This window comes from Rhizobium sp. BK529 (genome assembly GCF_014194105.1).
GTDB lineage: Bacteria > Pseudomonadota > Alphaproteobacteria > Rhizobiales > Rhizobiaceae > Rhizobium.
Genome location: NZ_JACIAU010000001.1, coordinates 1,334,821 through 1,347,060, shown reverse-complemented (window position 1 = coordinate 1,347,060; position 12,240 = coordinate 1,334,821). Strand labels below are relative to the sequence as shown.

Here is a 12,240-nt window from a genome sequence, read left to right as displayed (position 1 = left end):
TGCAGAGCGTTCGCATCCATTGGATCAGGCACGCCGTAGCGATCGGCGTCCCTGATCCGACAGTTCATCGGCGCGTTCGTTGCCGGCGACGCCGGAATGGCCCTTGCACCAGGCAATGCTGATCTGCGGATTTTGTAATAGCTCGATATCGACGGCTTGCCAGAGTTCGGCATCGGCGACCACCCGGTTTCTGGCATTGCCGCCAGGGTTGCTCTTCTTCCAGCCATTGTTCTTCCAGATCGGGCGCCAGTGATTGCTGCCTTCGACAGCGTAGACTGAATCGGACCATATAACTGCTGCCTCGCCCGCTGCCGTGCAGTTGATCCAGATTGCTGCCTTCAGCACCGCGGTTAGTTCCATCGCGTTATTGGCAGAATTCTCAGCGCCGCCGAAACCCGAAGCGATTTCCACGCCATCGCGATACGCGACGAAGGCCCAGCCACCGTGCCAGGAACGCGGCTCGAAACAACCGTCCACGAAAACGTGAAGGCCGTCCCGGGTTTGCGGCATTTCCGATGTCGTTTCAGGAAGTGGGATGTTGTCAGAAAAACTTGTCATGTCAGGCGGTTATCTATTAAGGAGCTCCCGCGTAACTGCGCAAGAGATGGAAGTGGAAGCATCAGACTTGCTGGATAACATCGCGAAAATGCGATAGGAATGACTCCGGGGTTATTAAGGGAAATACGCTAGGATAGTGCTCGGCGAACTGAAGCCGCAATTCGCCAATGGATGCCTTTTCTCATTCCGGAACGACGTCGTGAAGCGCCGAAACCTGTATCTCGTCTTCTTTCTGGCATTCGCGGCTCCTGCAGCCGCTGAGACCAATGCGATCTGCGAGGATCTGCGCGGGCGCCTTGCCGACCTGCCGCAATCGATCGGCAATGGTAATGGGGCTGAGATGCGCCAATATGCAGGTGCGCTTGCCGAACAGAATCTCGAACTGCGCAAGGTACGCAGCGACCTGCGCCGATATGGCTGCACCTCCGGCAGCATGGTTGTGGTCGGTGGCGAGAATGCCGGCTTCTGCAGCGAGCTCGAACAATCCGAAGCCAAGATGGTGGACAATATCCGCTACCTGCAGGACCGCCGCAACGAGCTGCGCGACTCCGGTGCCGATCCGGCCCGCGAAGGCCTTTTGGCCGCCCTTGAGGATAATGGCTGCAACAGCGACAGCTTTAGCGAACCCGTACAGGGTGATGCCTATGCGCCTGCTCCCTCCATCGAGGAACAGGCCATGCGCGGCGATACCTTCATCCCGCTTGGCGGCGGCGAGCGGTACGGCTTGCCGCGCGCAGAAATGCTTTCTCCGGTCAGCACCATTTGCGTGCGCACCTGCGACGGCGGCTTCTTCCCGATCAGCAACAATGCGACCTCGGTCGATTTCGGCCGCGATGCCGCAACCTGCTCAAAGATGTGCCCCGGCGTGGAGACGGAGCTTTATTATCGTGACATTTCGAGCGGCGATGCCGCAAACATGATCTCGGCGGCAACCGGCGCACCCTATAGCGCGATGAAAAACGCCTTCGCCTACAAGACCCGCGCACCCGGCGAAAAATCTGCCTGCTCCTGCAATCTGACGGCCTATTACGACGAGATTCGCAAGAGCCAGTCAGTTTCTGCACCGGTGACCGAGCCGAAGGGCTCGATCACCACGATCCAGACGCAAGCGCCGAAGAGCGCAGGCGCCCCGCCCGCTCCACAGGCACAGGTGCCCGACCGCCCCTACGATCCTGCAACCAGGGTCCGGCAAGTCGGCCCGCAATTCCTTGCTGGCGATCAGGGTAAGATCGACCTCGCCAATCCAGCGGTATCCGGTCCGCAGCCCCAACAGCAGCCATAGTCGACACCAAAACGCGCTTTTCTTCAGGTCGACGAGCGATGATGTTCGCGGAAGGCTGCCGCCAGCGTGCGCAGCGCCGCGCGCGATTTCGCATCCGTCAGCGTCGAATGCAGCACGACTTCCGAAGATGGCAGCGGTGGGAGGCCGAAGCGCTCGCCGACATCCACCGTGCCGACAGGCGCCAGGCGATGGGAGAAGGTCGAGACGGCAAGCCCTGCAGACACGGCGGCGGTCACAGCCGAAGAGCCGCCGCCAAGGAAGACCTCGATCCAGGGGATGCCGGCGGCATCGAGCGCGCGGGTGCAGATATCCCGCACCTTGCAATCGGGCGAAAGCGCCGCAAGCCGCAGCGGTTCGCCTCGGCGGTATTCGAATTGCGGCGTGGCAAACCAGCTGAAATGCTCCGGCGCCAGAACCTCGCCGTCGCGCCGATCCTCTTCCCGGCGAATGATCGCCGCATCCAGATCTCCGCGATCGAAAGCGTCGAGCAGCGCGCATGAATTGTCGAGCCGCACCTCGATCGTCAGCCCCGGATCATGCGCATTGAGGCGTGCAAGCAGCGTCGGCACTTCCGGGCCGGCGACGTGGGCCGCTATGCCCAGCCTGAAACGACGGCGCGACGAGGAAAGGGCTGCGACGGCCCGGTCATGGGCAGCGAGGAATTCCCTTGCAGCGTCGAGAAACACTGCGCCCTGCGCCGAGAGCCGCACCAGCCGCGGCGTGCGCTCGATCAGGCGGTGGCCAAGCCGCTCCTCGAGCCGCTTCAGCTTGACGCTGATTGCGCCTTGCGTGCTGTCGAGCGCGGTGGCGGCTCGGGTGAAGCTCCTGTTATCGGCAATGGCCACAAAGGCCTGAACGGAATCGACATCGAGCATGGTGAAGCCAGTCATCCAGATTTGTTATGACTGAAATACTTAATCATCCAATTCTGTAATGATCAAGTCCCGCCTATGCTGACGCAAACGGGCGGAAGGGCATGTCACCCTTTTCCGCCTCAACGTCGAAAGGCCAAAGCATGCGTCCTGTTTCTCTTCTATCCTCTCGCACACGTGGCATCGTTGCCCTGATAGCCGCCTGTCTGTCCTCCCTCATGTTCGGTCTCGAAATATCGAGCGTACCGGCGATCCTGCCGACACTGGAAAAGGTGCTGCATGCCGATTTCAGCAGCCTACAATGGATCATGAATGCCTACACAATCGCCGTCACCACGGTGCTGATGGCGGCGGGCACCATCGCCGATCGTTACGGCCGCAAGCGCGTCTTCCTGATCGGTATTGCCGCCTTCGGCCTCACCTCGCTCGTTGCCGGTCTCGCACAGAATGCCTCTCTGCTGATTGCCGCCCGCTTTCTGCAAGGCATGAGCGGTGGCGTGATGCTGATCTGCCAGGTAGCCGTCCTGTCCCATCAATTCCAGGAGGGCCGCGCTCGCAGCATAGCCTTCGGCTGGTGGGGCATCATCTTCGGCCTCGGCCTCGGCTTCGGTCCGATCATCGGTGTTGCCATTGTGGCGGCCGCTGGGTGGCAATGGGTGTTCCTCATCCATGCGGTGCTGGCTGCCGTAACCATAGCGCTCGCTCTGCCAGGCATTGAGGAATCGCGCGATCCCGGCGCAGGCCGGCTCGATATTGTCGGCATTGCCACCCTTTCGCTGTCTGTCTTCTGTCTTGCCTTCTTCATCACCCAAGGACCGGCTCTGGGCTTCGCCAGTCCCGCCGCACTCGGCATCATCGCCCTCTCCGCAGCAAGTCTCATTGCCTTCATCATTGCCGAGCGGCTGAACCCGCGGCCGATGTTCGATGCCTCGGTCTTCCGCATCCGCGCCTTCTCGGGCGCGATCATCGGGTCGGCTGCCATGAACATCAGCTTCTGGCCCTTCATGATCTACCTGCCGATCTGGTATGAAGCCGGCCTCGGTTACGGCAGTATGGCCGCCGGCATCGCATTGTTGGCCTATACGCTGCCGACGCTGGTCGTGCCGCCGCTGGCCGAACGGCTGATGCTGCGCTACCGACCTGGCATCATCATTCCTGGCGGCCTCTTTACTATCGGGCTCGGCTTCCTGCTGATGAAGTCAGGCAGTGCTGCCGCCGCGCCAAGCTGGCTGACGATGCTGCCCGGTGCTCTCTTTGCCGGCATCGGGCTTGGCTTCACCAACACTCCGGTCACCAACACGACGACCGGTGCGGTTTCCAGCGACCGCGCAGGCATGGCCTCCGGCATCGACATGAGCGCCCGGATGATCTCGCTCGCCATCAACATCGCCGTCATGGGCTTCATCCTCTACAGCGGCGTGCTCTCCAATCTGAAGAATGCCTTGCCAAACTCGATGGGTGCCGGCGAGCTGCGCCTGCTTGCCGAACGGATATCCGCCGGCAACATCGCCGCCCTGCCCGATATTCCGGCCGAGACGGTCCATGATGCGCTGGTCGCGGGCTTTGGCGGCGTCATGCTCTATGGAGCGATCGGCGTCTGGCTTCTCGCTGTTGTGAGTTTCCTTACTTTTGGCCATCGGAAGGCACCCGCCTGCGCCAGGGATTGCAGTACCCAGCCCGCCGAATGACACATACCCGCGCCGGCTCAAACCGGCGCGGCCTCGCTTTGCACCTGCCCCCAGCCGTCGTGATAAACCAGCTCTTCCAGCGCCACCCGCTGCCGCCAGCCTTTGACCGCCAGTTCCGGCTGGTCATAGAGCCGGTCGACGAAGCCGGCGCAGAGCCAAGCCACGACTTCGATATGATCGGGAATGCCGAGGATCGCCTTCAGATCGCCCTCCCTGAATATGCTGACCCAGCCGATGCCGACGCCTTCGGCACGGGCCGCAAGCCACAGGTTCTGGATAGCGCAGACGGTGGAATAGCTGTCCATCCGCGGATTATGCGTGCGCCCTAGCACCACGCTGCCGCCGCGCGTGGGATCGCAGGTGACGCAGATGCCGAGCGGTGCCTCGACGATGCCTTCGAGCTTCAACGAGCGATATGCCTGCTGTCGCTTGCCGGTAAACATCAAGGCCGCCTCCTCATTGGCCTTCGCGAAGGCATCGCGCACCCGCGCCCGGACCTCGGCGTTTTTCACCAGGATGAAATTCCACGGCTGCATGAAGCCGACCGAGGGCGCGTGGTGGGCTGCCGTCAGCAATCGCGTGACGAGATCATCCGGCAAGGGATCGGGCAGGAACTGGCTGCGCACATCGCGCCGCGTCATGATAGCGTGATAGACAGCCTCGCGTTCGGCCGCAGAAAAACTGGATGCCGGACAAACGGCATCATCAATGGGTCGCATCGTCAAATCCCCAACAACGCAACCGCCCGCCGTCCGCGCGGGTTGGGTCTATCTTGTCAGGCCGGTCTTCTGACTTGGCGTCATTCGCTTCGCCGCAGCCTTCCCGGCCTTGCGGCCAGTGGCGTCGTTGGGCGGCGGGCGTCGGCCTTACAGCGTTGGGCACGTTCCGGTCTCGCACCGGATTCCCGATTCTCCCGCTTGTGAAAGCGGGCACCTGACGGGCGATCTATGGCGCGGAAACGCCACGGCAGCAAGCGGCATGCGACATTCATTTCGTGGACAGGTTGAAAATGCTGGCCTAGAACGAAAATCAAATCCAATCGACGCCGCTGGCGCGCCGAATCCTGTCTCCTTGCATCCCGGTTGGCCTTTGTCCCGTCTAACGCCGATGATCCTTGCGGTCGCCCTGTTCATGGAACAGATGGATTCGACCGTGATTGCCACCAGCCTGCCGGCGATTGCTGCCGATATCGGCACCTCGCCGATCGCGCTGAAGCTTGCGGTAACGAGCTACCTCGTGGCGCTTGCCATCTTCATTCCGGTCAGCGGCTGGATGTCGGATCGCTTCGGCGCGCGCAACATCTTCCGCCTGGCCATCTTCGTTTTCATGGTCGGCTCCGTCGCCTGCGCCTTTTCCAATTCGATCGCCGCCTTCGTCGTTTCCCGCCTCATACAGGGTGCCGGTGGCTCGATGATGACGCCGGTCGGGCGCCTGCTGCTGGTGCGCGGCACGCCACGTCACCAGCTGGTGAATGCCATGGCATGGCTGACGATTCCGGCGCTGATCGGCCCGATCATGGGCCCGCCGATCGGCGGCTTCCTGACGACCTATTTGAGCTGGCACTGGATCTTCTGGATCAATGTGCCGATCGGCATTATCGGCATCATCCTTGTCACCCGCTTCCTCCCGGCGATCGAGCCGCGCAGCCCGAAGCCGATGGATTTTCGAGGTTTCTTCCTCTCAGGGATAGGTTTTGCCGGCTTCGTCTTTGGCGTCTCGGTCATCAGCCTGCCGGCCGTTCCCGTGGTCTACGGCTATATTACCGTCGCCGTCGGCATCGTCTCCGGTATCCTCTATTTCATCCATGCCAGGCGCACGCGGCATCCGCTGCTCGACCCCAAGATGTTCCGTTATCCGATGTTCAGGGCCTCGATCCTCGGTGCCTCGAATTTCCGCATGGGCCTCGGTGCGTTGCCCTTCCTCATGCCGTTGATGCTGCAGCTCGGCTTCGGCCTGACGCCGCTGCAATCGGGCTCGATCACCTTCATCAGCGCGCTCGGCTCGATGGGCTCGAAATTCGCAGCCATGCGCACCTACAACGCCTTTGGCTTCCGCAACGTCATCGCGCTAACGACCTTCCTGGCCGCAATCTTCCTTGGCGTGAACGGCTTTTTCACCGCCGAAACGCCGCTCCCCGTCATCATGGGCTGTCTCCTCGTCGGCGGTCTCTTGCGCTCCATGGCCTTCTCAGGCGTCAACGCCATGGCCTTCGGCGATGTGGATGATGCCGACAGCAGCCAGGCAACCGCCATCAATGCGGTAGCGCAGCGCATCTCCATGGCCATGGGCGTTGCAGTCGCCGGCACGATCCTGGAAATCTCCTCGAGCTTCCACGGCGGCAAGCTCTTGGTTTCAGATTTCCACACCGCCTTCTTCATCGTGGCGGCGATCTCCGCGCTTGCCTGCATCACCTTCCTGCGCCTGCCCGCCAATGCCGGCGAGGAGCTGACGACGCGGCGTCGCAAACATAGGCATGCGGAGCCGGAAGAGGTTCGGGAAGAGGCACAAGAAGAGGCATTGGCGGAAAGCCGCTGAAAACTTCACGGACCTGTCATTTTTCCTCACAGATTCCGCGTGACAATCTGCATCGGCATGGCTACATAGGCCGCATGTCGATTTCGTCCGTTTACGCATCGCGATTTTATTCGTACCGCTGCTCCCAGCGGATGCGGGTCTGTGCGTAACCGAAACTAACGCGACGACAACCCGAACAGCCGCTAGTCTACCTGGCGGCTTTTTTGTTCCGCACGGTATGACCAAACAGGAGAGCATACCGTGACTGATACTATTGATGATCTGCGCATCGTCGAGATCACCCCGCTGACCAAGCCTGCCGACATCATCTCGGAAATCCCGCGTGACGCCGCCGTCACCGAGACGGTGACCAGCACGCGCGATACGATCCACAATATCCTGACGGGCAAGGACGACCGCCAGCTCGTCATCATCGGCCCCTGCTCGATCCACGATCCGGCAGCCGCCCGCGAATACGCATCCCGCCTTATGGAGCAGCGACGACGCCTGTCAGGCGATCTCGAAATCGTCATGCGCGTCTATTTCGAGAAGCCCCGCACCACCGTCGGCTGGAAGGGTCTGGTGAACGACCCGCATCTCGACGGCAGCTACCGCATCGAGGAAGGTCTGCGTATCGCTCGCCGGCTGCTGCTCGACATCAACGCCATGGGCCTGCCGGCCGGCTGTGAATTCCTCGACACAATCACGCCTCAATACATCGCCGATCTCGTCAGCTACGGCGCCATCGGCGCACGCACGACCGAAAGCCAGATCCACCGCCAGCTCGCCTCGGGTCTCTCCTGCCCGATCGGCTTCAAGAACGGCACGGATGGTGGTGCGCGTGTCGCGCTCGACGCGATCATCGCCGCTTCCCAGCCGCACCATTTCCCGGCCGTCACCAAGGACGGACAGGCAGCGATTGCCTCCACCCGCGGCAACGAGGACTGCCACATCATCGTGCGCGGCGGCAAGCGCCCGAACTACGAGGCAGCCGACGTCCAGGCCGTCATCGCTGAGGCCATCAAGCTCGGTATCAACCCGCGCATGCTGATCGACGCCAGCCACGCCAATAGCGGCAAGGACCCGATGAACCAGCCGAAGGTCGTCCACGACGTCGCCGGCCAGATCGTCGCCGGCAACGACCATATCAAGGGCATGATGATCGAGAGCAACCTCGTCGCCGGCCGCCAGGATCTCGTTCCCGGCAAGCCGCTGGTCTACGGCCAGTCGATCACCGATGGCTGCATCGGTTGGGACATGTCTGTCGATGTGCTCGAGGATTTGGCAAAGGCCGTCCGCGACCGCCGCAAGGCTGCTGTTGCTGCCTGAGTCGCTGCATCAGTCGCGGCGGGCAAAGCCCGCCGCCTATTCACAAAATGGCTTGTGGAGCCGGCGGCATCGATGCAATCGTAACACCTTACGACTGAATATTTTAAGGACAAGAAACTTGATTGCCGCCCGTGCTCGTTTGCTTTTTGCCTGCTGTATAGCATCAGCTTTGGAATTCAATGCCGAGCTTGCCAACGCTGACACAGCTGATAGCCCAAGTGTTTTTAAACTCGGTAGCTCACTAGATGAGGCCCGTCGCATCTCAAGCGAGCGGGGTTGGAAGGTGAGAGTGCTTTCACCTGATCTTCCCGGTCAATGGTATGTTGATGGCGCGGAGGTCAGTCTTTTCGTTTGCGATAACAACAACAAGATCGCCAGCGTGGCGAAAACTCGAGATGGAGGCGTTGATGAGTTCGCCTCGACCGTCTTCTATTCATTCACATCAAGGTATGGTCGACCTGAGACGACCGTCGTGGCGTTTCCCCTCGGACAGACCACAGTGTCGAGTATCGATTCAAAATTCGCCCCTTCCCGAGGCGAGTCTGTATCCGTGCAGCTGCAAAGTGTCGGAGGGCACTCAAGAATTACTGTGAACCGCGCTTCTGAAACACCGTGCCCGGCGGAAAACGGATCCCACTAATCAGTGAGCTCACACCGCCCGCTCATCAAATTGCGGTGCGCCTTCTCAAGCTGTCACCGGGAAATACCGCACATAAGCGAATTCATCGCCTTCGGGCGACCAGTTCGGCACGTTGATCGTGCCCTGCCCGCCGAAGAGCTCGAACAATTCCGTCAGGTTGCCGCCATCCATATCCATCATCCTGAGACGCACATTGAGATCGCGAGGATGATCGAAAACGTCTGGGTCGTAGGAGAGGATCAGCACCTTGTCGTTGTTGGGCGACGGATGGGCGAACCAGTTGCCGTAATTGTCCGATGTCACCTGCTCAAGACCCGTGCCGTCGGGATGAATGCGCCAGATCTGCATCAGCCCGGTGCGGCTGGAGTTGAAATAGATCCACTGCCCGTCCGCCGACCAGTCCGGCCCGTCATTGCGGCCCTCGCCATGCGTCAGCCGCTTCTCCTCGCCGCCATCGACCGAGATCGTGTAGATATCGAAGACATCGTTGCGGATGCCGCAATAGGCAAGCTCGCGCCCGTCGGGCGACCAGCCGTGCCAATAGGATGGCAGGTTCTTCGTGATCAGCCGCGGCTTGCCGCCCTCGATCGGCAGGATGTAGATCGCCGACTTGCCGAACTCGGTCTTGTCGGAAATGACGATCTCCTCGCCATCGGGCGAAATGCCATGATCATTATTGCAGTTGACCGCGAAACCGGTATCGACCCGCTCCACCAAGTCGCTGCCGTCGAGACGCAGGCGATAGAGCAGCCCGTCGCCATTGATGAGCAGATAGGCGCCGTCGCGGGAAAAGTTCGGCGCCTCCACCAGCGCCTCCGTCTGCCAGACGACGCGGCTTTCGCCTCGCCTGACATTGTAGATTTCAACAGAGCTGCGCATCTCCTCCCCTCCCGGACTTTGAACCTGTCAGCGATCCCGGAACCGATTAGTGATGGGATAGCGCCGGTCGCGGCCGAAATTCTTCTTGGTGATCTTCACGCCCGGCGCCGACTGGCGGCGCTTGTATTCGGCGAGATAGAGCAGATGCTCGATGCGGTGCACCGTCTCGACATCATGGCCGCGCGCCACGATTTCTTCGACTGCCATTTCCCGCTCCACCAGGCATTCGAGAATGTCGTCCAGAATCGGATAGGGCGGCAGCGAATCCTGGTCTTTCTGGTCGGGGCGAAGCTCTGCCGACGGCGCCTTGTCGATGATGTTCTGAGGGATGACCACGCCGGAAGGACCGAGCGCATCCGGCGGCACATTCTCGTTGCGCCAGCGGGCGAGCGCATAGACCTGCATCTTGTAGAGGTCCTTGATCGGGTTGAAGCCGCCATTCATGTCGCCGTAAAGCGTGGCGTAACCGACCGACATTTCCGACTTGTTGCCTGTTGTCACCACCATCGAGCCGAACTTGTTGGAGATTGCCATCAGGATCGTGCCGCGCGCACGGCTCTGCAGGTTTTCTTCGGTAATGCCGCTGTTGGTACCCTCGAAGAGGTTCGACAATGCCGAGGAAAAGCCCGTCACCGGTCCTTCGATCGGCACGATATCGTAGCGGCAGCCGAGTGCCTTGGCACAATCGGCCGCATCTTTCAGCGAATCCTCTGATGTATAGTGGTACGGCAGCATGACCGTGCGCACCCGCTCTTCGCCGAGCGCGTCGACGGCAATCGCTGCACAGATTGCCGAATCGATACCGCCCGAAAGGCCGAGCACGACATTCTTGAAGCCGTTCTTGTTCACATAGTCGCGGAAGCCGAGCAGGCAGGCGCGGTAATCGGCCTCTTCGCTTTCCGGAATGCGTGCCATGGGCCCTTCCGAGCAATGCCAGCCATTGTCGGTGCGCTTCCAGGTGGTGACCGCAAGCGCCGTTTCGAACTGGCTGAGCTGGAAGGCGAGCGACTTGTCGGCGTTGAAGGCAAAGCTTGCGCCGTCGAAGACGAGTTCGTCCTGGCCTCCGAGCTGGGCGGCATAGATCATCGGAAGGCCGGTTTCGATCACCTGCTTCAGCACCACCTGATGGCGGATATCGACCTTACCGCGATAATAGGGCGAGCCATTCGGAACGAGCAGGATTTCCGCCCCGCTTTCGGCGAGCGTCTCGCAGACGCCGAGGTCGCCCCAGATATCTTCGCAGATCGGAATGCCGATGCGTACGCCGCGGAAATTGACAGGTCCCGGCATGGCGCCCTGGTCGAAGACGCGCTTCTCATCGAACTCACCGTAGTTCGGCAGGTCGATCTTGTCACGGACCGCGATCACCTTGCCGCCGTCGAGTACGGCGATGGAATTATAGCGGCCCGTCTCGTCCTGGCGCGGGAAGCCGATGACGATGCCCGGCCCGCCATCTGCAGTATCGGCAGCGAGGCTTTCTACCGCCTTCCAGCAGGCGCGGATGAAGGCCGGCTTTAGAACCAGATCTTCCGGTGGGTAACCGGAGATGAAAAGCTCGGTCATCATTAAAAGATGCGCGCCCTGCCGCGCGGCATCGGCACGCGCCTCGCGCACTTTAGCAAGATTTCCGGCGACATCGCCAACGGTCGGGTTCAGCTGGGCGATGGCGATGTTGAACGTATGGGAGAGAGCGTTTTCTTGTGTCATGTCATTCATTTAATCCGCCCCTTCGTGCACCGCAATAAGCCGCTTCAAAAGCCGTAGCCGGCAGCGACGAATTTTTGATGAACGGCACTGCTACCTCTGTGTTTACCTTGCGCGATGGCAATATGCATTGCAATTTGCCGCTGCGGCGAAATACTGCGCGCCACAGCGATCCATTTATGGGACAGTGCCATGTCTAATTTTCCGAATTTCGTTCATCTGCATTTCGGCAAGCCGGCAGACGAGCTGGGTGATATAGAAAAGCGAGTGCTCGCCAAGGCACATGAGCGCAAGATCATCTCCACCGACGTCAATGCCGCCTTTTCCGCCGAAGCCTCCTTCGGCGAGCGGCTGGCCGACAGCATCGCCCGCGTCGGCGGCTCCTGGTCCTTCATCATCGCATTTCTCGCCTTTCTGATCTTCTGGACGATCGTCAACACCGTGCTCCTGATGACCCGCGCCTTCGACCCCTATCCCTTCGTTTTCCTGAACCTCATCCTCTCCATGCTCGCCGCCATCCAGGCGCCGATCATCATGATGTCGCAGAACCGGCAGGCCGAGCGCGATCGTTTCGAGGCCGCCAAGGATTATGAGGTGAACCTGAAGGCCGAGCTGGAAGTGCTGTCTCTGCACCAGAAGATCGATATGCGAGTGCTGACGGAACTGACCGCTCTGCGCGAGGATGTTTCCCGGCTGAATGCCGTCCTTGCGGAGCGCGGGCAGGCCTGAGGCCGTTGAAACGGAAAGAATTAAACATCTAAAATTGCCGAGGAA

At 60.7% G+C, this 12,240-nt stretch carries 12 protein-coding genes and 1 riboswitch; of the genes, 6 read left to right on the top strand and 6 right to left on the bottom strand.

Annotated elements, in window-relative coordinates; all coding sequences use genetic code 11:
• Positions 1–24: 24 nt before the first annotated feature.
• The gene (locus tag FHX08_RS06880; RefSeq protein ID WP_184327053.1) at positions 25–558 is read right to left on the bottom strand and encodes a ribonuclease H; all 534 of its coding nucleotides are present in this window, start codon (positions 556–558) and stop codon (positions 25–27) included.
• 199 nt (positions 559–757) lie between these two features.
• On the opposite strand from FHX08_RS06880, the gene FHX08_RS06875 reads away from it, so the two are divergent.
• Positions 758–1,840 carry a DUF2865 domain-containing protein gene (locus tag FHX08_RS06875; RefSeq protein ID WP_132651672.1) on the top strand — a complete coding sequence of 361 codons (1,083 nt, stop codon included), beginning with the start codon at positions 758–760 and terminating at the stop codon, positions 1,838–1,840.
• A gap of 23 nt (positions 1,841–1,863) precedes the next feature.
• Here FHX08_RS06875 and FHX08_RS06870 read toward each other — a convergent pair whose 3' ends face one another.
• Positions 1,864–2,730: a LysR substrate-binding domain-containing protein gene (locus FHX08_RS06870; RefSeq protein ID WP_132651673.1), complete on the bottom strand. Its 867-nt coding sequence runs from the start codon at positions 2,728–2,730 to the stop codon at positions 1,864–1,866.
• 125 nt (positions 2,731–2,855) lie between these two features.
• Here FHX08_RS06870 and FHX08_RS06865 point away from each other — a divergent pair, with 125 nt between their 5' ends.
• Positions 2,856–4,400, top strand: coding sequence for an MFS transporter (locus tag FHX08_RS06865; protein WP_132651674.1), 1,545 nt, complete (start codon positions 2,856–2,858; stop codon positions 4,398–4,400).
• Between the two features lie 17 nt (positions 4,401–4,417).
• Here FHX08_RS06865 and bluB read toward each other — a convergent pair whose 3' ends face one another.
• Positions 4,418–5,119 (bottom strand): 5,6-dimethylbenzimidazole synthase, encoded by a 702-nt coding sequence (bluB, locus tag FHX08_RS06860; protein ID WP_132651675.1) that lies wholly within the window; start codon positions 5,117–5,119, stop codon positions 4,418–4,420.
• 41 nt (positions 5,120–5,160) lie between these two features.
• Positions 5,161–5,352, bottom strand: a riboswitch (cobalamin riboswitch).
• Positions 5,353–5,507: 155 nt separating this feature from the next.
• Here bluB and FHX08_RS06855 point away from each other — a divergent pair.
• From FHX08_RS06855 to FHX08_RS06845, 3 genes are all read left to right on the top strand, one after another.
• Positions 5,508–6,935 carry an MFS transporter gene (locus tag FHX08_RS06855; protein WP_132652003.1) on the top strand — a complete coding sequence of 476 codons (1,428 nt, stop codon included), beginning with the start codon at positions 5,508–5,510 and terminating at the stop codon, positions 6,933–6,935.
• A 240-nt stretch (positions 6,936–7,175) separates the two neighbouring features.
• Positions 7,176–8,243: a 3-deoxy-7-phosphoheptulonate synthase gene (locus FHX08_RS06850; protein WP_184327052.1), complete on the top strand. Its 1,068-nt coding sequence runs from the start codon at positions 7,176–7,178 to the stop codon at positions 8,241–8,243.
• Between the two features lie 118 nt (positions 8,244–8,361).
• Positions 8,362–8,883: a hypothetical protein gene (locus tag FHX08_RS06845; protein ID WP_184327051.1), complete on the top strand. Its 522-nt coding sequence runs from the start codon at positions 8,362–8,364 to the stop codon at positions 8,881–8,883.
• 45 nt (positions 8,884–8,928) lie between these two features.
• Here FHX08_RS06845 and FHX08_RS06840 read toward each other — a convergent pair whose 3' ends face one another.
• From FHX08_RS06840 to FHX08_RS06830, 3 genes are read right to left on the bottom strand one after another with little or no spacing between them, the layout of a single operon-like run.
• Complete coding sequence (locus tag FHX08_RS06840; protein ID WP_132651677.1) at positions 8,929–9,762, bottom strand: TolB family protein; 834 nt, start codon at positions 9,760–9,762, stop codon at positions 8,929–8,931.
• Positions 9,763–9,789: 27 nt separating this feature from the next.
• Positions 9,790–11,469: an NAD+ synthase gene (locus FHX08_RS06835; RefSeq protein WP_132651678.1), complete on the bottom strand. Its 1,680-nt coding sequence runs from the start codon at positions 11,467–11,469 to the stop codon at positions 9,790–9,792.
• Between the two features lie 44 nt (positions 11,470–11,513).
• Positions 11,514–11,660 carry a hypothetical protein gene (locus FHX08_RS06830; RefSeq protein WP_165911832.1) on the bottom strand — a complete coding sequence of 49 codons (147 nt, stop codon included), beginning with the start codon at positions 11,658–11,660 and terminating at the stop codon, positions 11,514–11,516.
• Between FHX08_RS06830 and FHX08_RS06825 the strand changes: the two genes are divergently transcribed.
• Complete coding sequence (locus tag FHX08_RS06825; protein WP_132651679.1) at positions 11,659–12,195, top strand: DUF1003 domain-containing protein; 537 nt, start codon at positions 11,659–11,661, stop codon at positions 12,193–12,195. The two genes, FHX08_RS06830 and FHX08_RS06825, sit on opposite strands and share 2 nt — an antisense overlap.
• Positions 12,196–12,240 lie beyond the last annotated feature (45 nt).